Origin of the sequence: Streptomyces sp. NRRL S-455 (assembly GCF_000717875.1) — a bacterium.
Taxonomy (GTDB): Bacteria; Actinomycetota; Actinomycetes; order Streptomycetales; family Streptomycetaceae; genus Streptomyces.
In genome coordinates this window covers 1-23,261 of record NZ_JOCT01000022.1, presented here as the reverse complement: position 1 = coordinate 23,261, position 23,261 = coordinate 1, and the positions used below count along the sequence as shown (strand labels likewise).

The following is a 23,261-nucleotide window of genomic DNA, read 5'->3' as shown; positions in this document are numbered from 1 at the left end:
CGGAGGGGAGTGTCAGAGAAGGCGCAGCGTCCAGGTCCAGCGATGGACGCCGGCCGGGACGAGACAGGAGGCGAAGGTGTCGGGCCCGCACGACGCCGTGCCCAGCCCGCGGTGCGCCGCGTCGATGTGCACCACGCACCCGGCCCGCGGCACTAGTTCGTCATGATGCGCGGCGGCGGTGAGGTCGGCCGCGCGATACCGGGTCACGGAGATCTGGCGGGGCCGGTCCAGCCGCACCGCGAGCCCGGTGGCGTCCGGCGCGGACAGCGTGAACCGCCGCACCCCGTGCCGCCCACCGCTCTCCTGCGGCCGCAGATACGGCGTGAACAGCTCGTCCACCGGCAGCGAGTGGTGTCCGACCGGCGCGCCCGCGCCCCGGTCCGGATACGACTCCCAGGGGCCCTGCCCGAACCACTCCAGCAGGTTCAGTCCGGCGGCCGTCTCGAAGACCGACCCGACCCGGGCCACGTCGTCCAGCGCCTCGGGCAGCTCGGCCATCTCCTCCACCAGCAGCCCGCCCTCCACGGCCGTGAACACCTGCTCGTGACGGACGGTTCCGCCCCGGCACAGGTAGTCGGCGGCCACGGCCACCCGACCGGGGTCACGCCGTACGGCGACGACCTTCCGGGTGGGAGCTTCGAGCCCCCAGTCCCGCCAGCGGGCCGCGATGCCGCCCAGTTCGTCGTTGTCGGTCGGCGCCCGCCACAGGCACAGCGTGGGCGCGGCCGTCAGCAGCGGATGGACCAGCAGCCCGTCCTCGTCGACCTCGACCGGGCGGTCGGTGACCGGGGTGTGCTTGACCGGAGGAGCCATCCGCAGCCGCACCTGCGGCAGGCACACGACCGTGCCGCGCGGCGCCCAGGGCTCGTCCGCGGCCGTCGTGACCCGCAGCGTCAGCCACGCCTCGCCGCCGTCCTCCGGCAGTTCGAACGGCAGCGGTACGGCGGCCGTCTCGCCCGGGCGCAGCGCGGGCAGCTCGGCGGGAGCCGTCAGGGTGCCGCCGTCCGCGAGGGACAGCTCCCAGACGCCGGACAACCAGTCCAGTCCCCGGAAGTGCTGGTGGTTGCCCAGGACGACACCCTCGTGCCGGAAGCACTCGATCCGCACCGGCGCGGCGATCTCCCGGTGCTCGAACATCACCGGCTTGGGCGTGCGGTCGGGGAAGACGACCCCGTCGGCGATGAAGGCGCCGTCGTGGTCCGTCTCCCCGAAGTCGCCGCCGTACGCCCAGCGATGACCGGGCGCGGCGACACCGTTGTCATACAGCCCGGCGCCCCCACGCCCGGCCGGTCTGCCGTCGTTCACACGCTGGAGGATGCCGTGGTCCCAGAACTCCCAGATGAACCCGCCCTGAAGACCCGGGGTGGACTCGATGGCCTCCCAATGGTCCGCCAGCGTGCCGTTGCTGTTGCCCATGGCGTGCGAGTACTCGCACTGGATGAGCGGCTTGGTCTGAGTGCCGGACATGGCGTGCGCGATGCACTCCTCCAGCGGCGCGTACATCGGGCAGGCGATGTCGGAGGCCGGGCCGGGGTGGGCCCAGCCGCGCTTGGCCGCGCCCTCGTACTGCACCGGACGGGTCGGGTCGTGTCGGCGTAGCCAGCCCGCCGCCGCGTCGTGGTTCGCGCCGTAGTCGGACTCGTTGCCCAGCGACCAGATGATGACGGACGGATGGTTCTTGTCCCGCAGCACCATCCGCGACACCCGGTCGACGAAGGCGTTCAGATAGCGCGGGTCGTCGGCGATCTCGTGCGCGTGGTCGTGGGACTCGATGTCGGCCTCGTCGACGACGTAGAAGCCGAGTTCGTCGGCCAGGTCGTACAGGGACGGGTCGTTCGGGTAGTGCGCGGTGCGGATCGCGTTGAAGCCGAACCGTTTCAGCAGGACCAGGTCCGCGCGCATGTCGTCGTACGACACGGTCCGCCCCGTCAGCGGATGGAAGTCGTGCCGGTTGACGCCCCGGATGAACACCCGCTCGCCGTTGACCAGCAGGTCCCGGCCGGCGATCTCGACGTCACGGAAGCCGATCCGGTGGTGCGAGGTGTCGGCGACGGTGCCGTCGGAGCGGTGCAGCCGGACCGTCAGGCCGTACAGCTCCGGCGTCTCGGCCGTCCAGGTGCGCACATCCGGCACGACGGCCCGCAGTCGGGCCTCGCCGAGGAAGTCGGAGACGCGCTCCTCCGCGGCGTTGGCCCGGTCGAACTCCTCGTCCTGGCTGAGAAGATGCCCGTCCAGCTCCGCGCTGACGTACCAGCCCTCGGGCAGGGCCCCGCCCGTGTCCCGGACCTGGCAGTCCACCCGCAGGTCGCCGTCCCGCCGGGCCCGCACGGTCACGTCCGCGAGATGCAGCGGGTCCCTCGCGTACAGCAGCACCGAGCGGGTGATCCCGCCGTGCCACCAGTGGTCCTGGTCCTCGACGTGCGAGGCGTCCGACCACTTCACGACGGTCAGGCGCAGGGTGGCCCTCCCCCAGCCTTCGGCCGGGGGGACCTCCATCTCGCTTCGCTCGCCGGGGCGCAGCACCGGCGTCAGGTCGAACTCGGCCGCCAGGTGGGAGTCCTTGGAGATCCCGGCGGGCCGCCCGTCCACATGCACCAGCAGCACGCTCTCGGCGGCCCCGACCTGGAGCACGATCCGCCGCCCGGCCCACTCGGCCGGCACGTCCACCACCCGCTCGTACACGCCCGTCGGATTGGCGGCGGGCACACCCGGCGGGTACTCGGCGAACGGCATCCGGATGTTGAGGTACTGGGGAAGGTCGTCCGCGTCCTGCATGGTCCACACGCCGGGCACGTACGCCGACGACCAGACCTCCCCGACCGGGGTGTCCGGCGCGGGCAGCAGCTGGAAACGCCAGTCGCCGTCGAGCAGGACGGCGCCGGCACGCCGGTCGACGGCGTTCATCGGCAGCCGACCCCAGGAGGTCACCTCGGGGGCCTCCCAGGGGCGCAGGGCGATCAGTGGGTCGAGTGCGTCGGTCATGACCATTCCGAGTTCGTGGGGCGGGGCAGGACGCGCCCCCGCAGGCCCCAGGAGGGGTCGACGGGGATGCCGAGACGGTCCAGGACAGTGGGGGCGATGTCGACGAGGCTGGGAGCGTCGAGCCGGGTCCCCTCGGGCATACCGGGCTCGGCGAGGATGACGAAGACCTCCCGCTCGGCCCGGGTGTCGCCGCCGTGGCCCCCGGTGTCGAGGTGCCCGTGGTCCGTGGTCACGAGCACGGTCCACTGCTCCCCGGCGTGCCCAGGATCCGTTTCCCGGGCGCCGATCGCCTCCAGCAGCCGCCCGAGGTGCGCGTCCTGGGCGAGGAGCGCCTGGTCGTAGGCGGGGGAGAGGGGGCCCGTGGAGTGGCCGGCCTCGTCGGTGGCACCGAAGTACACGAACACGACGTCCGGGTCGTCCTCGGTGAGCCAGCGTTCGACCGTGTGGGCGACGCGGCGGTCCGCGGACGCGTAGCCCTCGGATTCGCCGTCGTAGTACACCCGCCGGCCGATCGCGGCGCCGAGGACGCCGCGGCGGACCAGTTCCGGCCAGGACACGGCGGCCGCGGCGCGCAGACAGGGCCGGGCGGCGACGGCGCGGCTCAGGAAGTCGGGACAGCGGGTGTAGTCGGCGCCGGCGAAGTCGTTGCCGGTCACCCCGTGCCGGTCGGGCCACACCCCGGTCAGCACGCTCGACCAGCCGGGCCCGGAGTCGGTGTGGGCCATGCTGGTCGACGGTCCGTGCTCGGCCCGGCCGTCGGCCTCGCCGTACGGCAGCAGGCTGGTGCCGTGGGCGCCGGCGGCCATCAGGCCGTGCAGCACGGGTGCCGTGGCCGGCGAGCGAAGCGAGATGGGGGTCCCCCCGGCCGGAGGCTGGGGGAGGGGCAGTCGGTCGTGGCGCAGGCCGTCCATGCCGACGACGAGCACCTTGCCGCTCCGACCCCTTACGTCGAGGTCCGTCACTGCCTGCCTCCCTCGTCGCTCGTGCCTGCGGACCAAGAGCTCGGGGCCGCCTGCCGGTTCTCGGCCGCACGCCGGTTGTGGCTGATCGCGCCCACGCGGCGGAGCCGCATATCGAAACAGCCCCGCGCCCCTTCGGGGCGCGGCCCTCAGGTCCCCTGTACCGCTCCCTCGGTGGCGCCCGCGATGAAGCCGCGGGCGAAGATGGTGAAGACCACGACCAGCGGAATGGACGCCATGAGCACGCCGGCCATGACCATGCTGTAGTCGGTGGTGTGGCCGACGTGGAGTTGGGCGAGCGTCACCTGGAGGGTGAGGTGGCTGGGGTCGGTGAGCACGACGAGCGGCCAGATGTAGTCGTTCCAGGCACCGACGAAGGCGTAGATGGCGAGGAAGGACAGCGCCGGCTTGATCATCGGCAGCACGATGCTCCAGTACTGGCGGAAGAACCCGGCGCCGTCGATGCGCGCGGCGTCGAGCAGTTCGTCGGGCACGCCGTTCTCCACGTACTGGCGCAGCCAGAAGATGCCGAAGGCGTTGGCGAGGGCGGGCGGGATCAGCGCCTTGAGCGTGCCGACCCAGCCGATGTCCGACATGAGGATGAACTGCGGGAGGACGGCCAGTTGGAGCGGCAGCATCATGAACCCCACCAGCATGGCGAACAGCACTCTGCGTCCGGGGAAGTCGAACTTGGCGAACGCGAAGGCCGCCAGGGAGTCGACGAACAGGACCAGGACGGTGGTGACGGACGCGACGACGACCGTGTTCAGCATCGACCCGAAGAAGTCGATGGTGTCGAGCACGTGCCGGACGTTCTCCAGCAGGTGGGAACCGAAGGTCAGCTTCGGCGGGCTCTTGTAGATGTCCTGGGTCGTGTTCGTCGCCATGACGATCGTCCACACGAACGGGAAGACCGAGATCAGCACGGCCAGACCGAGGACGATGTGCGCGGTCAGGCCCTTGGGGCGCCGTGACCGCCTCTTGACCACTGCGGTCATGACTTCCTCCCGCGCTGGACCAGGCGCCAGTTGATGACGACCAGCACCAAGATCAGTACGAAGAAGGCCCACACGATGGCGGCGCCGTAGCCGTAGTCGTTGTTGACGAACGCCGACTGGTAGAAGTACAGCAGCGTGGTCAGGCCCGCCTGGCCGGGGCCGCCGAGGTTCGGGTTGGCGGCGTTGCTGCCGAACAGGACTTGCGGCTCGCTGAAGCTCTGCAGGCCGTTGATGGTCGAGATGATGACGGTGAACAGGATGATGGGCCGCATGATCGGCATGGTGATCTGGAAGAACGTGCGGATCGGCCCGGCGCCGTCCAGCCTGGCCGCCTCGTAGATCTGTGTGGGAATGGCCTGCAGGCCGGCCAGATAGATGATCATGTTGTAGCCGGTCCACATCCAGGTCATCAGCAGCGCGATGACCAGTTTGATCAGCCACGGATTGCTCAGCCACGGCACGGGTGGGATGCCGACCGTGCCCAGGATCGCGTTGACCAGGCCGAAGTTGTTGCTGAACACCGCGCCGAAGAAGATCGACACGGCGACGATCGAGGTGACGTTCGGCAGGTAGAGGGCGATGCGGTAGAAGCCCTTGAAGCGCCGGACCGAGTGCAGCAGCGTCGCCAGCACCAGGGCGCCGAACAGTGTGGGCACGGTGGACAGGACCCAGATCACCAGGGTGTTACGGATCGACATCCAGAAGACCGGGTCGTCCCACAGGAACCGGAACTGGTCCAGCCCCACGAACTGCATGGTGCCCATGCCGTCCCAGCGCTGGAAGGCGAGGTACAGGGAATAGAAGACGGGGAAGAACGAGAAGGCGCCGAAGATCAGGAAGAAGGGGGAGATCGCCAGGTACTGCCGCCAGTGGGACAGCACTCCGCGACGGCTTGGCCGCACGGGGCCCGTCGGCGGTGTGCGCCGGGGGCGGAAGCGGGCCGGGCCCGGCCCGCCGCGGTGCCGGGGCGCCGCGGCGGGACCGGTGACCGGAGGTGACGTCACCTCACTTCACCCCCTGTCGGCGGGCGATCTGCCTGGCCTGGCTGACGGCGTCCCTCCAGGCGTCGTCGGGCTTCTTGCCCTTGGCCTCGATGCTGGACAGCGCGGTCATGTACGGCGCCATGACAGCGGCGTCGGCGGGTGCCTCGTAACTGGCCGGGATGGCCTTGGCGGCCGGGCCGAACACCTCGATGACCTTCTGCCCGCCGAAGAAGGGGTCTCCGCCCGTCATGGCCGGCATGGAGTACGCGGCGGGCGCGGCGGGGAAGATGGCGGCGTCGGCGAAGCCCCGGGCGTCGTTCTCCGGGCTGAGGATCCAGCTGATGATCTTGAACGCCTCTTCGGGGTTCCGGCACTGCTTGGGCAGGGCCAGGTAGGAGCCGCCCTGGTTGGCCGGTCCGCCGGGCATCGCGCAGACCCGCCACTTGCCCTTGGTGTCCGGAGCTGCCTGCTCGATGTCCAGCGCGTGCCAGGCCGCGCCGACCTCGGTGTTCAGGCTCTTGCCGATGGCGGCGTTCCAGGTGTTGTCGTTGATCTTGGCGTCGATACCGAGGGTGTAGGGGCGGATCGCCGTGGTCCACGCCTTGCGGATGTGGTCCTGGTCGCCGATGAAGCGGTTGTCCCTGTCGATGAACCGCTCGGTGCCCTGCCCGACCGCCATGTTGAACACCGAGCTGATGTTGTTGATCAGGTAGGTGCCGGGCAGCTTCTTCCGCAGCTCGACGCCGAGGGCGAAGTAGTCCTCCCAGGTCCCGGCCTCGGCGGCGACCTTGTCGGGGTCGGTGGGCAGCCCGGCCTTGTCGAACCGGTCCACGCGGTAGAAGAGCGCCGTGGGGCCGATGTCGATCGGGAAACCGACCTGCTTGCCGTCCTCGGTCCGGGCGAGCTTGGTCTTCCAGTCCAGGTACTTCGACGAGATCTCCTTGAAGCCCAGGTCGTTCAGGTCGAGGAAGCGGTTCGCGTTGGGCAGGAAGGACGCCATGTCCTCGCCCTTGATGCCGGTGATGTCGGGCACGGAGGTGCCCGCCGCGAGGGTCGTGGTGAGCTTCGACTTGAAGTCGCCGCCGATCGAGGCGACGGTCAGCTTCACCTCCTTGCCGAAGTGCGTCTTCGCCTCGGCGACCACCTTGTCGCTGAGCGCGCCTCCCCAGTACCACAAAGTGAGGTTCTTGCCGTTCTTGTCGCCGGCCGATCCTGAGCCGTTGCCGCAGGCCACGGTCAGACCGGAGGCGGCCGCGGTGAACGCGGCGGCCTGGAGGAAGCGTCTACGGGAAAGGTCCACGGGTCTCTCCTGCTGTTGCTGTTCGACGTGCTGAGGGGATGGGGGGAGGAATCAGTGCCGCCGTTCGGAGGCGCGTGGGCCGACGGACGTGTGAGGGGCCGGCGGGGTGACGGGGGCGTACTGCACGGGCGGGCCGACATCGGCCGGGATGCGGTCGGCCAGGAAGCCGTAGGTCCGCTTCAGTTCGGGATCGGTCAGGGAGCGCCACCAGCGGTCCACGCCGTACCAGCCGGGGGCGGCCGGCGCCCCGCCGTGGTGGCGGACGGACAGACCGGCCGCGAGCACCGCGAACCGCAGCCGCTGGGCCAGCGGCCAGCCGCCGAGCGAGGCAGTGACGAACGCGGCGCCGAAGACGTCGCCGGCACCCGTCGCGTCCAGCACGTCCACGTCGAGGGCGGGCACCTCCGCGTACTCGCCGGTGGTCTGGTCGACGGCCATCGCGCCGTCCCCGCCCCGGGTGACCACGGCGACCGGCACCAGCTCGGAGAGCGTGCCGAGCGCGGCCACCGCGCTGTCGGTGCGGGTGTAGGCCATGGCCTCCGCCTCGTTCGGCAGGAAGGCGTGGCACAGGGCGAGCTGCTCGAGGAGGGCCGTCGACCACTCCTGGGTGGGGTCCCAGCCGACATCGGCGTAGATCCGTGTGCCGTTCGCGGCGGCCTTGGCGAGCCAGTCGCGCGGCTGCGCCTCGAGATGCACCAGGGCGGTACGTGCCCCGGGCGGATCGCGCACCAGGTCGTCCTGTGAGTACGGCGGCTCATGGCCGTGGGTGACCAGGGCACGGTCGTGGCCGTAGGCGACGGAGACGGTGACCGGGGTCGGCCAGTCGTCCGCCGTACGGGAGAGCGAGAGGTCGACGCCTTCCTGGTCGCACAGGACGTCCCGGCAGTACTCGCCGTAGAAGTCGTCGCCGAACACCGTGGCCAGTGAGGTGCGCAGGCCGAAGCGGGCGGCGGCCACCGCCAGGTTGGCGATGCCGCCCGGGCCGCAGCCCATGCCCCTCGTCCAGATCTCCTCGCCCGGGGTCGGAGGCTTTCCGAGCCCCGTGAGGACGAGGTCGTAGAAGAGCAGCCCGGTCAGCAGCACATCGGGCCGGTCATCGTCCACGGATGTGTCCTCTCGCTCGAGGCTTCGACGGGAGATCGTCAAAACTCTTCATTTCGGTGACCGGAATCGTGCGCCGATCGAAGGGATTGGTCAATACCCGAGCAGAACTGAGCATGGAAATGATTGAGGATGACGAGTACTGTTCACGTCGTGCTGGCAGAACGACGACACCAACTCATCCTGCGGGCCCTGCGCGCCGGCGGGCCCGCGGCCGTGACCGATCTCTCGGGGCAGCTGGGCGTGAGCCCCGCCACCATCAGGCGTGACCTGGTCAAACTGGAAGAAGACGGACTGCTCACGCGTGTGCACGGCGGCGCCGTCGTCGAGGAGGGCGACCAGCCCTTCGCCGAGGTCGCCGAAGTGCGCGTGGCGGACAAGGACGCCATAGCGGAGCGCGCCGCGGCGATGATCAGCGACGGGCAGTCGGTGCTGCTGGACATCGGGACGACCGCCTACCGCCTGGCCCGGCAGCTGCACGGCCGCCGACTCACCGTGATCACCAGCAACCTGGTGGTCTACGAGGAACTCGCCGACGACGAGGGCATCGAGCTGGTCCTGCTCGGCGGCATGGTCCGGCGTGAGTACCGGTCCCTGGTCGGTTTCCTCACCGAGGACAACCTGCGCCAGCTGCACGCCGACTGGCTCTTCCTCGGTACCAGTGGGGTGCGGCCCGGCGGGCACGTCATGGACACGACGGTCGTGGAGGTGCCGGTGAAGCGGGCCATGATCAAGGCGGGCGACAAGGTCGTCCTGCTCGCCGACGCGGCGAAGTTCCCGGGGCACGGGATGGCGAAGGTCTGCGGCCCCGAGGAGCTGGACGTGGTGGTGACGAACGAGCCGGTCGACACGGTGACGCGCGCCTCCTTGCAGGAGGCGGGCGTCGAGGTCGTCGTGGCGGGAAGGGTGCAGACGTGAACCCTCGCCCGGCCGTGGCGTGGGGAGTCCTGGCTCAGGCCGCCCCGCCGCCCGGCGAACAGCAAGGTCCTGCACCGACCGGGTCGGAACCGGTCCGGGGCGGTGCAGGGAGTTCAAGCAGGTGGCGCGTGCCTGGCTCTCGCCACGTGCCACGCGCGGCCCACCGAATCGGAGGAACCCGGTGAAGCTGACGATTCTCGGCGGCGGAGGCTTCCGCGTGCCGCTGGTGTACGGGGCGCTCCTTCGGGACCACGCCGAGGGCCGGGTGACGCACGTCGTCCTGCACGATCTGGACGCCGGACGGCTGTCGGCGGTGACACGTGTCCTCGCCGAGCAGGCGGCCGGTGTCCCCGACGCGCCCGAGGTCACCGCCACCACCGACCTCGACGAGGCGCTGCGCGGCGCCGACTTCGTGTTCTCCGCCATTCGCGTCGGCGGCCTGGAGGGCCGTGCGAACGACGAGCGGGTGGCCCTGGCCGAGGGCGTACTGGGCCAGGAGACGGTCGGCGCCGGCGGTATCGCCTACGGCCTGCGCACCGTCCCGGTCGCCGTCGACATCGCCCGGCGGGTGGCCCGGCTCGCGCCCGACGCCTGGGTCATCAACTTCACCAACCCGGCCGGACTGGTCACCGAGGCGATGTCCCGTCACCTCGGCGACCGCGTCATCGGCATCTGTGACTCCCCGGTCGGCCTCGGCCGCCGCATCGCCCGGGTGCTCGGCGCGAACCCGAAGGAGGCGTGGATCGACTACGTCGGGCTCAACCACCTCGGCTGGGTGCGCGGCCTGCGCGTCGCCGGCCGGGACGAGCTCCCGCGCCTGCTCGCCGACCCCGACCTGCTCGGCTCCTTCGAGGAGGGCAAGCTCTTCGGCGCCGACTGGCTGCGGTCCCTGGGGGCGATCCCGAACGAGTACCTGCACTACTACTACTTCAACCGGGAAGCCGTCCGCGCCTACCAGCAGGCCGAGAAGACCCGCGGCGCCTTCCTGCACGACCAGCAGGCCCGCTTCTACGCCGAGATGAAGAACCCGGACGCCCCCGCCCTCGCGGTGTGGGACCGGACCCGGGCCGAGCGCGAGGCCACCTACATGGCCGAGAACCGTGAGACAGCGGGCGCCGGTGAACGCGACGAGGACGACCTGTCCGGCGGCTACGAGAAGGTCGCCCTGGCGCTGATGCGGGCGATCGCCCGGGACGAGCGCACCACCCTGATCCTCAACGTCCGCAACCAGCGCACCCTGTCGGTCCTGGACACGGACGCGGTCATCGAGGTGCCGTGCCTCGTCGACGCCAACGGTGCCCATCCCGTCACCGTCGACCCGCTGCCCGGCCACGCCACCGGACTGGTCTGCGCGGTCAAGGCCGTCGAGCGCGAGGTGCTGGCCGCCACCGACTCCGGCTCCCGCGCCACCGCCGTCAAGGCCTTCGCCCTGCACCCACTCGTCGACTCCGTCAACGTGGCCCGCCGGCTCGTCGAGGGCTACATCGAGGTCCATCCCGGGCTCGCGTACCTTAGGTGAGCACTGCTCGGTAAGCGCTTTCCCGCCTGCTCTTCCCGCTTCCTGGAGACACTCCCATGCACGACGAAAGCCGCCGGATCGAAGAGCGCGTGCAGCGCCTCCACGACCAGCGCATCAAGACCGCGATCTACGCGGCCACCGTTCCCTTCGAGGTGGAGGCCTGGCAGGCCCCGGGGGAGCCGGTCCCGTTCGAGGAGGCCGCCGCCGCCTCGTACCAGCCCTTCGCGATGGGCACCCCGTGGGGCCCGCCCTGGGGCACCACCTGGTTCCGCATGCGCGGCCGGGTGCCCGAGGAATGGGCGGGTCGCCGCGTCGAGGCTGTGATCGACCTCGGCTTCACGGGCGACTGGCCCGGCAACCAGGCCGAGGCGCTGGTCCACCTCCTCGACGGCACCCCGCTGAAGGCCGTCAACCCCCTCAACCAGTACGTGGCGATCGCCAACCCGGCGACGGGCGGCGAGACGGTCGAGTACCTGGTCGAGGCCGCCTCCAACCCGGACATCCTCGCCGACAACTTCTCGAAGCCCACGCCCCTCGGCGACAAGCTGACCGCGGGCGACAAGCCCCTCTACACCTTCCGCGCCGCCGACATCGCCATCCTGGACGAGGAGGTCTGGCACCTCGACCTAGACGTCCAGGTGCTGCGCGAGCTGATGCTGGAGCTCGGCGAGCACGACCCGCGCCGGCACGAGATCGCGCACGCGCTCGACCGGGCGATGGACCTGCTGGACCTGGACGACGTCTCCGGCTCCGCCCCCTCGGTGCGCCAAGCGCTGAAGCCGGTGCTGTCCAAGCCCGCCCACGCCAGCGCGCACACCGTCTCCGGCGTCGGCCACGCCCACATCGACTCCGCCTGGCTCTGGCCGATCCGCGAGACCAAGCGCAAGACGTCCCGTACGTTCTCCAACGTCACGTCCCTGGCCGACGAGTACGACGACTTCATCTTCGCCTGCTCCCAGGCCCAGCAGTACGAGTGGGTGCGCGACAACTACCCCAAGGTCTGGTCCCGCATCCAGGAGGCCGTGAAGAACGGCCAGTGGGCGCCGGTCGGCGGCATGTGGGTGGAGTCCGACGGCAACCTGCCCGGCGGCGAGGCCGTCGCCCGCCAGTTCATCCACGGCAAGCGGTTCTTCATCGAGCACTTCGGCATCGAGACCAAGGGCGTCTGGCTGCCGGACTCCTTCGGCTACAACGCGGCCTATCCGCAGATCGCCAAGCTCGCCGGCAACGAGTGGTTCCTCACCCAGAAGATCTCCTGGAACCAGACCAACAGGTTCCCGCACCACACCTTCTGGTGGGAGGGCATCGACGGCACCCGCATCTTCACCCACTTCCCGCCGGTCGACACCTACAACGCCCGCTTCAGCGGCGAGGAGATGTCCCGCGCGGTCCGCAACTACGCGGAGAAGGGCGGCGCCTCCCGCTCCCTCGCGCCCTTCGGCTGGGGCGACGGCGGTGGCGGCCCCACCCGCGAGATCATGGAACGCGCCCGCCGGCTGGCGGACTTGGAGGGCTCCGCGAAGGTCGTCGTCGAGCACCCCGACGAGTTCTTCGCCAAGGCCCGCGAGGAGTACCCGGACGCGCCCGTCTGGGTCGGCGAGCTCTACCTGGAACTGCACCGCGCCACCTACACCTCCCAGGCCCGCACCAAGCAGGGCAACCGCCGCTCCGAGCACCTCCTGCGCGAGGCGGAGCTGTGGGCGACCACGGCCGCCCTGCACGCCCCGGGCTATGCCTACCCGTACGAGAAGCTGGACCGGCTCTGGAAGACGGTGCTGCTGCACCAGTTCCACGACATCCTGCCCGGTTCCTCCATCGCCTGGGTGCACCGCGAGGCCGAGGCCGAGTACGCGCGCGTCGCCCAGGAACTGCGGGCGCTGACGGCCGAGGCGGTGGCCGCGCTCGGCACGGGCGGCCCCCGCGTCTTCAACACCAGCCCCTTCGACCGCGCCGAGGTGCTCCGCACCGCCGACGGCGCACCGGTGTACGTGGAGGTGCCCGCGAGCGGCTCCGCGCCCCTCACCGACGCCACGCCCCCGCAGCCCGTGACCGTGAACGGCCGCGTCCTCGACAACGGGCTGGTCCGCGTCGAGGTGGCCGAGGACGGCACCCTGTCGTCCGTCCGCGACCTGCGGGCCGGCCGCGAGGTCCTGGCCGAGCCGGGCAACCTCCTGCGCCTGCACACCGACCTGCCCAACTACTGGGACGCCTGGGACATCGACAAGCACTACAGGAACCGCTACACGGACCTCCTTGACGCCTCGTCCGTCACGGTCGTCGAGCAGCACCCGCTCATCGGCGCGATCCGTGTCGAGCGGGACTTCGGCAAGGCCTCGAAGATCACCCAGACGATCACCGTCCGGGCCGGCAGCCCCCGTATCGACATCGAGACCGACATCGACTGGCACGAGACCGAGAAGATCCTCAAGGCGGCCTTCCCGGTCGACATCCGCGCCCCGCACTCCTCCGCCGAGATCCAGTTCGGCCACATCCAGCGGCCCACGCACACCAACACCAGCTGGGAGGCGGCCCGCTTCGAGGTCTCCGGCCACCGCTGGGTGCACATCGGCGAACCCGGCTACGGCGTAGCGGTCATCAACGACTCGACGTACGGCCACGACGTCTCCCGCACGGTCCGCGAGGACGGCGGCACCACGACCACCGTCCGCCTCAGCCTGGTCCGCGCCCCGCGCATCCCGGACCCCGAGGCCGACCAGGGCCGCCACCGCTTCACCTACGCCCTGCTGCCCGGCGCGACGCTCGACGACGCCGTCGCCGAGGGCTACGCCCTCAACCTCCCGCTGCGGACGGCCGAGGCGGCGGGTGCCCCCGCACCCGTCGTCTCCGTCGAGGGCGAGGGAGTCACGGTCGAGGCGGTCAAGCTCGCCGACGACGCCTCCGGCGACGTCGTCGTACGGCTCTACGAGTCGCGCGGCGGCCGGGCCCAGGGCGTCCTGCGCACCGGCTTCCCGCTCGCGGGCGCGCAGATCACCGACCTGCTGGAGCGGCCGCTCGAGGACGCGGTCATCGCCGACGGCGGTGTCTCCGTCGCCCTGCGGCCCTTCCAGATCCTGACGCTCCGGCTGCGCAGGGGCTGACCCATGGCCATGCAACCCTGGTTCACCGACGCCAAGCTGGGAATCTTCGTCCACTGGGGCATCTACGCCGTCGACGGCGTGCAGGAGTCCTGGTCGTTCTACGACGACATCGTCCCCTACGACCAGTACATGTCCCAGTTCGACCGCTTCACGGCCTCCCGCTACGACCCGCGCGACTGGGCGAGGCTCTTCGCGCGGGCCGGCGCCCGGTACGCCGTGCTGACCAGCCGCCACCACGACGGCGTCGCCCTGTGGGACACCGCCTACGGAGACCTGAACGTGGGCCGTGACCTGATCGCCGGCTACGCCGACGCCCTGCGCGAGCAGGGCCTCAAGGTCGGCCTCTACTACTCCCACTCGGACTGGAGCCACCCCGACTACGCCTCCACCCGCAAGCCCGGCCGCCCGCCGGAGCTGGAGGACAACCGCTACTCGGAGGTCGCGGCCGAGGACGAGGACCTCGACGCCTGGGAACGCTTCCTCGCCTACCGGGACGGCCAGATCCGCGAGCTGACCCAGCGCTACAAGCCGGACCTGATGTGGTTCGACGGCGAGTGGGACCGCAGCGAGGAGCAGTGGCGGATCCCCGAGCTGGCCGCGAGGATCCGGTCCGAGGTCCCCGACGTCGTCTTCAACGCCCGCATGCTCTCCGAGGGCGACTACGCGACGCCGGAACAGGGCGCCCCGGTGATCCCGCCAGAGGGCCCCTGGGAGCTGTGCCTCACCATCAACGACTCCTGGGGCCACCAGCACCACGACCACAACCACAAGTCGGTCGACCAGCTCATCCGCTACTTCACCGAGACGATCGGCGGCGGAGGCAATCTGCTCCTCAGTGTCGGCCCGCGCGAGGACGGCACGATCCCGGCCGAACAGGCGGAGCGGCTGGAGGGGCTCGGCGACTGGATCGCCCGGCACGCAGAGGCGGTCCACGGCACCGGACGAGGTCTCCCGCCCGGCCACCACTACGGCCCGAGCACCCTCTCCAAGGACCGCCGCACCCTCTACCTGATCCTCTTCGACGCCCCACGCGCCGAGATCAACGTCCGCGGCCTGCTCAGCAAGGTTCGCGGGGTCTCGGTCCTGGGCAGCGGAACCGAACTGGCCCACCGCGTCACCGGTGGCCTGCACGAAACGCCGGGCATCCTCTGGATCGAGCCCCCCGCGGCGACGGACCTCGACCCGCACGCCACGGTCCTGGCCGTCGAACTGGAAGGGGAGCTGGAGCTGTACCGCGGAGCCGGCCGGTTCTGACGAAAGTTTAGGAAAGTGGAGAACGGCCTGCTCACGGGCGGTATGTGGACGCCCGCGAGCAGGCCGGTTCGCCTTCCCGACACCTTCAGTTCGCCCGGTCCCCCTGGGATGCGGAACGCACAGCGCGAAAGAAAGGTGTCACCGTGCGAGACCCGCGTATGGCTGCGATCGGCAAGGGCCTGAAGCGTCGCGGAAGGCTGGTGATGCAGGCGGTCAGTCCACCGCGCTGGGACCTCGACGCCATCCCGGCCCCCCGTCCGGCCGCCGACGCCTACACCGCCCCGCTCGCCCCCCGGCTGGTGGACTCGCCGGTCTTCGTCCTGTCGTCGGTGCGCTCCGGTTCGACGCTGCTGCGCGTCCTGCTCAACAGCCACAGCCGCATCCGCGCCCCGCACGAGATGCACCTGCGCACCGTGCACGTCAATCTCTCCCGCGACTTCACCGCGGACGCCATGCGCGCCCTCCACCTCGACAAGGACGAGCTGGAACACGTCCTGTGGGACCGGGTGCTGCACCTCGAACTGACCCGCAGTGGCAAGGACGTCATCGTCGACAAGACCCCGCCGAACACGCTCATCTGGCCCCGCCTGCGGCGATGTTGGCCGGACGCCCGCTACATCCTGCTGCTCCGCCACCCCGGCGCGGTCGTCACGTCCCTCACCGCCCGGCGCACCGACCCGGATCACGAGGCCGTGCGCGCCGAGGTCCTCGACTACAGCGAGAAGCTGGAGGAGGCCCGCCAGAACCTCGCCCCCCACGTGATCACCTACGAGGAGCTCACCACCGAGCCTGAGCAGGTCACCCGCGGCGTCTGCGAATACCTCGGTGTCCCCTGGGAGCCCGGCATGCTCGACTACGGCAGCAAGGACCACGGAAGCTTCCGTCCCCAGCTCGGCGACTGGTCCAGCACCATCAAGTCCGGCCGCATCCAGGCCGCCCGCCCCGCCGACCCGGGCGTGGAACTCCCCCCACGCCTCAGGGAACTGGCCCGAGCGTGGGGGTACAGCGCCTAGAGGGGCACGGCTCCAGAGGGACACGGCTCCTAGAGGGACAAGGCTCCTAGAAGAGGGACACGGCGGAGCCGACCGGCACCCCCCGGTGCCGGCCGGGCAGCGGCTCGGCCGCCTCCGCCCGCTGCTGCGGCAGCGACACCGGCCGCAGGGGGCGGGGCCCCGACACCACCGTGTAGTCCTGGCCCAGGAACGGCGGAACGACCTCGCCCGGGTCCTCGCCCAGCGCCAGCTGCACGGCCGCCCACGGGGCGTTGACGCCGCACAGCGACAGCTGGTGCAGGCCCCCGGCCGGGCGGGTGTTGACGTCCATGAGGACCGGCCGGTCGTCGAGCATCCGGAACTGGATGTTGGACAGGTAGTGCAGGCCGAAGCCCTCCGCGAGCCGCCGGGCCGGCTCCAGCCACTGCTCGTGCAGGGTGAAGCCGCGGCGGCGGCCGTTCTTGGTGCGGCCCACGGCCAGCCGCACCCGGCTGTCCGGGCCGGTCAGGCAGTCCACCGACACCTCGGGCTGCTCCAGACGCGGCATCACCAGCCAGTCGACCGGCTCCTCGGCCTGCCGCAGCGCCTCCAGCACCAGATCGAATGGCACGTACGGACTCGGGAACCCCTCCAGGTGCGTCAGTGAGAAGGGCGAGCGCGTGATCACACGGAAGCCCACCCCGCCCGCGCCGGAGGCCGGCTTGAAGCACGCCCGGTGCCCGTCGGCCTCCAACTCCTCCACAGCGGCCACCAGTTCGGTCGCCGTCCGGACTCGCCACCAGGGTGGGACCGGCACGCCGATCGCCTGGACCGCCTCGTAGGCGACCACCTTGTCGTGGAAGACGGCCACGGCCTCGGGCGGCGGCGCCAGCACCGCCGTACCGGCCGCCTCGAACTCGGCGCGGTGCGCCACGACCGCGGCCTGGTGCAGCCTGGGCACGAACACGTCGATGCCACGCCGTGCGCACTGATTCAGCGCGTACTCGACGTACCCCGCCGGGGACAGGCCCTCGGGTTCGAGCTCGGCGGTGTCGGCGGCGGCCAGCACGGGGGAGTCGGGGTCCCCGTGGGTGGCATGGATCTCGACCGCCCGGTCGCTGGGATTTCTCCGCAGCTGATCCATGAAGAACACGTTCTCCGCGTACGTGCGGTTGAGCCAGACGCGTACGCGAGAGACCATGCAGGCCGCCTTTCACGGTTCGCGGGCAGGGCTGAGCAGCCCGTGCCCGGGCAGGACGAATGGAGGGTCACCGAAGAGCCCCTGTGAAGGGACGTCCGTAGCGGTGGTGTTGGGGCCGATCATAGGGCTTCGGCGGGCCGTGTCGGCAACACGAGTGTTACGGATCCGGCGGGCACCGCCGCGGGACCTCCTTGTACCCGGCACGGGGATGTGATCTCGTGGGGGCGTTCGCGCAGGTGCGCGCGGAGGGGGGGGCAGGAGATGACGTCGACGGCCGGTCGTACCGGACAACTGCTGGCCATCAGCGATCTGCACATCGACCGCCCGGACAACCGCGCCCTGGTCGAGCGGATGCGTCCCGTGACGGACGACGACTGGCTGCTCGTGGCCGGTGACGTCGCGGATACCGTGGCCGACATCCGCTGGACGCTCAAGACCCTTGCGGGCCGCTTCCGCAAGGTCGTCTGGGTGCCCGGCAACCACGAGCTGTGGACCCCTCCGAGTGACTCCGTCACCCTGCGCGGCGTCGCCCGGTACGACCACCTGGTCGAGCTCTGCCGGGAACTGGGTGTGACGACACCGGAGGATCCGTACCCCGTCTGGGAGGGCCCCGGCGGCCCCGTGGCCGTCGCCCCGCTGTTCACGCTGTACGACTACTCGTTCCTGCCGGCCGGGTGCGTCACCAAGGAGCAGGGCCTGGAGTACGCCCACGGCACGGGGATCGTGTGCACCGACGAGTACCTGCTGCACCCCGACCCCTACCCGAGCAGGGAGGCCTGGTGCCGGGCCCGGGTCGCCGAGACCGAACGGAGACTCGCGGAACTGCCCGAAGACCTCCCCGTCATCCCGGTCAACCACTATCCGCTGGACCGGCATCCGACCGACGTCCTGTGGTACCCCGAGTTCGCCATGTGGTGCGGCACCACGCTGACCGCCGACTGGCACCGCAGGTTCCGTGTCCACACGATGGTCTACGGCCATCTGCACATCCCCCGCACCACCTGGCACGAGGGCGTGCGCTTCGAGGAGGTGTCGGTGGGCTATCCACGCGAGTGGCGCAAGCGGTCCGGGGACCCGGGGCGGCTGCGGCGCATCCTGCCGGGGGAGGGCGAGGAGCGGTGATCGAGGAACTGCTGCCGCAGACCGTGGTCACCGTGGAGGCCTGCGGCCACGACGACGCGGAGACACCGCTGTTTCCCGAGGAAGAGGCGCTCGTGACGCGGGCGGTCGCCAAGCGCCGCCGGGAGTTCGCCGTCGTACGCTCCTGCGCCCGCCGCGCCATGGAGAAGCTCGGCGTGCCACCCCAGCCCATCCTGCCCGGGGAACGCGGCGCCCCCGGCTGGCCGGCCGGGCTGACCGGAAGCATGACCCACACCGACGGCTACTGCGCCGCCGCACTGGTCCGCGCCACCGACCTGGCCTCCCTCGGCATCGACGCCGAGGTCCACGGGCCGCTGCCGGAGGGCGTCCTGCCCTCCGTGTCCCTGCCGTCCGAGCGGGAGTGTCTGCGGCGGCTGGCGGCGCAGCGCCCCGATGTCCACTGGGACCGGCTGCTGTTCAGCGCGAAGGAGTCCGTCTACAAGGCGTGGTTCCCCCTCACCGGGAAGTGGCTGGACTTCACGGAGGCCGACATCGAGCTCACCGCGGACGGCGGCTTCCGCGCCGCGCTCCTCGTCCCGGGGCCGCTGGTGGGCGGCCGCCGCCTCGACCACTTCGACGGCCGCTGGGCCGCGGGCCGGGGCCTGGTCGCGACGGCGATCGCCGTACCGCACGAGTGAGTCAGTTCCCCGCGCCCCCAGGGCGCGGGGAACCGCGCCACAACCCCGGACAGGCCGCGGACGGGCGACCACCCGCGGTCCCGAGCTCTCGGCTCAAGGCCCCGGCTCCGGACACCAGCTCTGCAACAGCCGGAAGAACGCCTCCTCGTTGCCGGTCAGGCCCGCCCGTGCGAGGGCCGCCTCCGCCTCGGCGAGGACGGCGGGCGGGACGATCGGGGGCCGATGGGCGCCGGGCGGGCCGGTCTCCAGGTCGAAGGCGGCCCGGACCGTTGCCAGCAGGCGCAGATAGGCCTGGACGGCGCTGCGTTCACGGTCGGTCAGTACGGCGGTCGGCATCGGTCGGCTCTCCCCGTGTCGGCGTCATCGGTCCCGCGCCTCGCGGCACGCACGCCCCGCACACAAAGGGCGCACCCCCAGCTTGCCGCCCACCACTGACAATCCGGCCCCGGCGCCCCCCGGTTCGCCCGCTCGGCGGAAGCGGACGGATCGCCGGCCCCCGTGGACGGGCCGTCAGCCCTGTGGCCCCGGATACCCCAGCGACGCCTCGATCCGCCCCGCCAGGTGGTCCCGCTGCACCGGCACCCGCGGCGACGAACCCATCAGCCACGCCCGGCACTTGCTGGCCAGCAGCAGGCCGAAGGTCTCGGCCTCTCGCTCCTCGTCCAGGTCGGAGCGGGTGCGGGCGGCGACCTTCAGAACGGTGGCCTGGAGATCGGCGTCGTCGTCGAGCAGCCGGGCCGCCACCGCGGCGCCCTCGACGTGATGGGAGCAGTGTCCGGCCTTCATGTGCCACAGCTCGTGCCCGAGGATCACCAACTGGTGGTCGGGAGCCGTGCGTTCCTCGATCACGACGAGGTCCTGCTCGGCCATGTCCAGCCACAGCCCGCTCGCGGTCCCGGGCGGGAAGGCGGCGGTGCGGAAGCGGACGGGGCGGCCACGGCGTCTGCTCATGGCGTCGCAGAGCGCGGCATACAACTCGTCGGGCCGCGCCGGCGCGGGGAGGGTCAGCTCCGCGACCAGCTCGCCGCACAGGCGGCGCATTTCCTTACCGATGCCCACAGTTCTCCCCACGGTCACGACCCGGGCCGCTTGACGCTCTCCAGGAGCATGTCCAGCCACTCCGCGACCTTGTCGCGGTGCTGGTCGGTGGGCAGCTGCGCGGCCCGCCAGGCGATGCCGCGCACGCCGTGGTCCTGCAACAGCCGCTCCAGCGGGTCGTCGACAGCGGCGGTCGCCTCCCGTTCGCGGTCGGCGAGCTTCTGCAGCAGCTCCTGCTCGGTGTGCTGGAGGGCGCTGACCAGCGCCTCGGGGTCCTCGGCCGTGAGGAAACCGGCATGCACCCTGAAGAACCGCTGGAGCGCGTCGCAGTGCTCCATGGTCGGCCGTCGGTCGCCGTTGATGAGGGCGCCGGCCTGTTGCCGGGACATGCCCGCGCCGTCGGCGATCTCCTGCTGGGTGTACTTGCGGCCGTTGGCCTTGAGCCGGGTCCGGCGCAGCAGGTCCAGGCGCTGCAGGAACCGGGCCTGCACATCGGGCTCGCCCGCCGGCCGGCCGCTGAGCAGGGCCCTGACCACCGGTTCCGGGACGCCGGAGGCGACGGACAGCCGGCCGGTGTCGAAGACCTCGGCGTGCGGCACGCCGAGGCGGTCGGCGAGCGCGGTGACACGGGCGACGACGGCCGCTAGCACGGCCTTCGGCGTGGCGCCAGGACCCTCGACGAAGCCACCCGTCACCGACAGATCTCCTACGTCTCTCACAGGCTTCTCACAAGCGGATGCCGTGACTTACCCCGGCGTGAACTGACCGGAGCGTAGCCGGTGCTTCGAACTCACATCCAGGTCTCGCCACAACTGTGGCCAATTTCAGCCGTCAACAGGCATGGAATGCCACGATAGTTGACACGCCTCAGCTCCGGGCAGCAGGATCGGGGCGCCGCGTCAAGGCCGCACAGGCAAGAGGGGTGACCTCCCGATGGCATTTCAGGCAGGAGGGCAGCGGCCGGCACCGCGGCCCGTGTCCAAGACTCCCGAAGTCCAGGCCTACCTGGATGACTACGCCGCGTCCGTGGAGGCCGTCTCCTTCCCCTCGCTCGTCGTCGACCACTGCTGGGACGTCGTCCTGACCAACAGCGCCTTCCGGTCACTGTTCCGTGGCGTCGGCCCGCACCCGACGGCCATGCCGGACGACAACTTCCTCAGGTTCGTACTGTTCCACCCCGACGCTCCCGCGGTGCTCGGTGACCACGAGTCGAGCTGGTGCCTGCCGATGCTCGCGCACTTCGCGCGGACCGTGGAGAGCCGCGGCCCCGACCACGGACTCCAGGCCATCCGGCGCGACATCGCCCAGGAGCCGATCATGGAGGCCGCCTACCGGCACGGTCTGCCGCACTGGATCCGCTCGGTCGGTGAGGACGCCGTCGAACAGGACGGTGCCGTACGGCCCCTGCTGCACCCGGATCCGCGCTGGGGTGCCACCGACTGCCGGGTCGTCGCGGAGACGTCCAGGACGCTCGAGGAGCTGGGCTGCACCCGGCTCACATTCGTCCTGCGCGAGGCCCGCCGCGCCCCGTCCCGGAACCGCCGGGCGCGCCGTGAGGCCTCCCACCTCAGCGTGGTGCCGGCAGTCGGCTGACCGTTCCCCGCCGACGCGTCCGGCCTTCGTCCGCCCCATTCCCCCCAGGTGTGGTGTGTGACATAGTACTGGCGTGAGCGAGTCGCTGACCTGCGATGTCGTGGTGGTCGGAGCCGGAGTGGTGGGCGCCGCCTGCGCCCTGTACACGGCCCGGGCGGGCCTGGACACGGTCGTGGTGGACCGGGGCCCGGTGGCCGGTGGTACGACCGGCGCGGGGGAGGGCAACCTCCTCGTCTCCGACAAGGAGCCCGGACCAGAGCTCGACCTGGCCCTGCTGTCGGCCCGGCTGTGGGCCGAACTGGCGCTGGACGGGCTGGGAAAGGCCGTCGAGTACGAGGCCAAGGGCGGTGTCGTCGTCGCCGGCGACGACGGCGCGCTGGCCGGGCTGGAGAAACTCGCCGCCGGGCAGCGCGCGGCGGGAGTCGAGGCGGTCCCGGTGCCGCCCGACCGACTCCCCGATCTGGAACCGTATCTGGCCCCCGGCCTCGCGGGCGGCATGCACTACCCGCAGGACGCCCAGGTGATGCCCGCCCTGGCGGCCGCGCACCTGCTGCGCGCCTCGAAGGCACGGCTGTTCACCGGCTGGAAGATGACCGGGGTGCTGGGCGGTCCCGGCGGTGTGGTGCGCGGGGTGCGGACCGACCGGGGCGACATCCACGCGCCGGCGGTCGTCAACGCGGCCGGTACGTGGGGCGGGGAGGTGGCGGCCCGTGCGGGGGTCTCACTGCCCGTGCTGCCCCGCCGCGGCTTCGTACTGGTCACGGAACCGCTCCCGCCGCGCGTCCGGCACAAGGTGTACGCGGCGGACTACGTCGCGGACGTCGCGAGCGACTCGGCGGAACTGCAGACCTCCCCGGTGGTGGAGGGCACGCCCGCCGGGCCGGTCCTCATCGGCGCGAGCCGGGAACGGGTCGGCTTCGACCGGACGCTGTCGCTCCCGGCGTTGCGGGCGCTCGCGGCGGGCGCGACGCGGCTCTTCCCGTTCCTCGCAGAGGCCAGGGCCATACGGACGTATGCCGGCTTCCGGCCGTACCTGCCGGACCATCTGCCCGCGATCGGTCCCGATCCGAGGGCTCCCGGACTCCTGCACGCCTGCGGGCACGAGGGCGCGGGCATCGGTCTGGCCACCGGCACCGGCCACCTGATCGCCCAGACGCTGACCGGCCGGGCGCCGGACCTGGACCTGACCCCGTTCCGGCCCGACCGCTTCCCCGAGGAGGCCGCGTGAATCCGCTGGAGCTGGCAGGGTCCCGGCCAGGGCCCGCCTTCACGGTCACGTTCGACGGGCGGCCCGTCACGGCGTTGCCCGGGCAGACGGTCGCCGCCGTGCTGTGGGCGGCGGGTGTCACCTCCTGGCGCACCACCCGGGGCGAGGGCCGTCCGCGCGGGGTGTTCTGCGGCATCGGCGTCTGCTTCGACTGCCTGGTGACGGTCAACGGCCGCCCCGGGCAGCGGGCTTGTCTGGTGCCTGCGCGACCGGGGGACGTGATCGGCACGCAGCACGGGACGGGCCATGAGGCCACGGGGCGTGAGGGGGCCGGTCGCGAGGGGACGGGGCACAAGGGGGC

The 23,261-nt window shown here is 71.4% G+C and carries 20 protein-coding genes; 10 read left to right on the top strand and 10 right to left on the bottom strand.

The genetic code is table 11. The features are described from left to right. Positions 1 to 12: 12 nt before the first annotated feature. From IE97_RS0127080 to IE97_RS0127055, 6 genes are all read right to left on the bottom strand, one after another. Positions 13 to 2,982 (bottom strand): glycoside hydrolase family 2 TIM barrel-domain containing protein, encoded by a 2,970-nt coding sequence (locus IE97_RS0127080; RefSeq protein ID WP_030245824.1) that lies wholly within the window; start codon positions 2,980 to 2,982, stop codon positions 13 to 15. Then, the gene (locus IE97_RS0127075; RefSeq protein ID WP_051705152.1) at positions 2,979 to 3,893 is read right to left on the bottom strand and encodes an alkaline phosphatase family protein; all 915 of its coding nucleotides are present in this window, start codon (positions 3,891 to 3,893) and stop codon (positions 2,979 to 2,981) included. Before IE97_RS0127075 ends, IE97_RS0127080 begins: the two co-directional genes overlap by 4 nt. A 197-nt stretch (positions 3,894 to 4,090) precedes the next feature. Then, the gene (locus tag IE97_RS0127070) at positions 4,091 to 4,939 is read right to left on the bottom strand and encodes a carbohydrate ABC transporter permease (RefSeq protein WP_030245819.1); all 849 of its coding nucleotides are present in this window, start codon (positions 4,937 to 4,939) and stop codon (positions 4,091 to 4,093) included. Further along, positions 4,936 to 5,820: a carbohydrate ABC transporter permease gene (locus IE97_RS0127065; RefSeq protein WP_030245818.1), complete on the bottom strand. Its 885-nt coding sequence runs from the start codon at positions 5,818 to 5,820 to the stop codon at positions 4,936 to 4,938. The genes IE97_RS0127070 and IE97_RS0127065 overlap by 4 nt, the downstream gene beginning before the upstream one ends. A 124-nt stretch (positions 5,821 to 5,944) precedes the next feature. Further along, positions 5,945 to 7,222, bottom strand: a complete 1,278-nt coding sequence (locus tag IE97_RS0127060) for an ABC transporter substrate-binding protein (protein ID WP_030245815.1) — start codon at positions 7,220 to 7,222, stop codon at positions 5,945 to 5,947. A gap of 51 nt (positions 7,223 to 7,273) precedes the next feature. After that, entirely contained in the window at positions 7,274 to 8,326 is a 1,053-nt protein-coding gene (locus IE97_RS0127055) for a carbohydrate kinase family protein (protein WP_030897321.1), read from the bottom strand. 150 nt (positions 8,327 to 8,476) lie between these two features. On the opposite strand from IE97_RS0127055, the gene IE97_RS0127050 reads away from it, so the two are divergent. From IE97_RS0127050 to IE97_RS0127030, 5 genes are all read left to right on the top strand, one after another. Beyond that, a complete protein-coding gene (locus IE97_RS0127050; RefSeq protein ID WP_030245810.1) occupies positions 8,477 to 9,241 on the top strand; it encodes a DeoR/GlpR family DNA-binding transcription regulator in 765 nt (254 codons plus the stop codon). A 181-nt stretch (positions 9,242 to 9,422) separates the two neighbouring features. Continuing rightward, the gene (locus IE97_RS0127045) at positions 9,423 to 10,760 is read left to right on the top strand and encodes a 6-phospho-beta-glucosidase (protein WP_030245808.1); all 1,338 of its coding nucleotides are present in this window, start codon (positions 9,423 to 9,425) and stop codon (positions 10,758 to 10,760) included. Positions 10,761 to 10,816: 56 nt separating this feature from the next. Further along, the gene (locus IE97_RS0127040) at positions 10,817 to 13,858 is read left to right on the top strand and encodes an alpha-mannosidase (RefSeq protein WP_030245805.1); all 3,042 of its coding nucleotides are present in this window, start codon (positions 10,817 to 10,819) and stop codon (positions 13,856 to 13,858) included. A 3-nt stretch (positions 13,859 to 13,861) separates the two neighbouring features. Next, positions 13,862 to 15,112, top strand: a complete 1,251-nt coding sequence (locus IE97_RS0127035) for an alpha-L-fucosidase (protein WP_030245801.1) — start codon at positions 13,862 to 13,864, stop codon at positions 15,110 to 15,112. A gap of 143 nt (positions 15,113 to 15,255) precedes the next feature. Beyond that, complete coding sequence (locus IE97_RS0127030; RefSeq protein ID WP_234331864.1) at positions 15,256 to 16,125, top strand: sulfotransferase family protein; 870 nt, start codon at positions 15,256 to 15,258, stop codon at positions 16,123 to 16,125. A 46-nt stretch (positions 16,126 to 16,171) separates the two neighbouring features. Here the strand turns inward: IE97_RS0127030 and IE97_RS0127025 are convergent, their stop codons facing one another. Then, positions 16,172 to 17,284, bottom strand: coding sequence for an ATP-grasp domain-containing protein (locus tag IE97_RS0127025; RefSeq protein ID WP_030245797.1), 1,113 nt, complete (start codon positions 17,282 to 17,284; stop codon positions 16,172 to 16,174). Positions 17,285 to 17,545: 261 nt separating this feature from the next. Between IE97_RS0127025 and IE97_RS0127020 the strand changes: the two genes are divergently transcribed. Next, complete coding sequence (locus tag IE97_RS0127020; protein ID WP_030245795.1) at positions 17,546 to 18,406, top strand: metallophosphoesterase family protein; 861 nt, start codon at positions 17,546 to 17,548, stop codon at positions 18,404 to 18,406. Further along, positions 18,403 to 19,062: a 4'-phosphopantetheinyl transferase family protein gene (locus IE97_RS0127015; RefSeq protein ID WP_030245793.1), complete on the top strand. Its 660-nt coding sequence runs from the start codon at positions 18,403 to 18,405 to the stop codon at positions 19,060 to 19,062. Before IE97_RS0127020 ends, IE97_RS0127015 begins: the two co-directional genes overlap by 4 nt. A gap of 93 nt (positions 19,063 to 19,155) precedes the next feature. On the opposite strand, the gene IE97_RS0127010 is transcribed toward IE97_RS0127015, so the two are convergent. The 3 genes from IE97_RS0127010 to IE97_RS0127000 all read right to left on the bottom strand — a co-directional run bounded on the left by IE97_RS0127010 (position 19,156) and on the right by IE97_RS0127000 (position 20,795). Next, positions 19,156 to 19,398, bottom strand: coding sequence for a hypothetical protein (locus tag IE97_RS0127010; protein ID WP_030245790.1), 243 nt, complete (start codon positions 19,396 to 19,398; stop codon positions 19,156 to 19,158). Between the two features lie 174 nt (positions 19,399 to 19,572). After that, positions 19,573 to 20,103 carry a hypothetical protein gene (locus IE97_RS0127005; RefSeq protein WP_030245787.1) on the bottom strand — a complete coding sequence of 177 codons (531 nt, stop codon included), beginning with the start codon at positions 20,101 to 20,103 and terminating at the stop codon, positions 19,573 to 19,575. Positions 20,104 to 20,135: 32 nt separating this feature from the next. Beyond that, entirely contained in the window at positions 20,136 to 20,795 is a 660-nt protein-coding gene (locus IE97_RS0127000; protein ID WP_030245783.1) for a helix-turn-helix domain-containing protein, read from the bottom strand. Positions 20,796 to 21,033: 238 nt separating this feature from the next. Between IE97_RS0127000 and IE97_RS0126995 the strand changes: the two genes are divergently transcribed. The 3 genes from IE97_RS0126995 to IE97_RS0126985 form a co-directional block, all read left to right on the top strand. After that, on the top strand, positions 21,034 to 21,693 hold the full coding sequence (locus IE97_RS0126995) for a hypothetical protein (protein ID WP_030245779.1): 660 nt from the start codon (positions 21,034 to 21,036) through the stop codon (positions 21,691 to 21,693). 73 nt (positions 21,694 to 21,766) lie between these two features. Continuing rightward, the gene (locus tag IE97_RS0126990; protein ID WP_030245776.1) at positions 21,767 to 22,921 is read left to right on the top strand and encodes an NAD(P)/FAD-dependent oxidoreductase; all 1,155 of its coding nucleotides are present in this window, start codon (positions 21,767 to 21,769) and stop codon (positions 22,919 to 22,921) included. Beyond that, positions 22,918 to 23,261: (2Fe-2S)-binding protein (locus tag IE97_RS0126985; RefSeq protein ID WP_063752215.1), on the top strand; the 344-nt coding region annotated here is incomplete at its 3' end. The genes IE97_RS0126990 and IE97_RS0126985, both read left to right, overlap by 4 nt.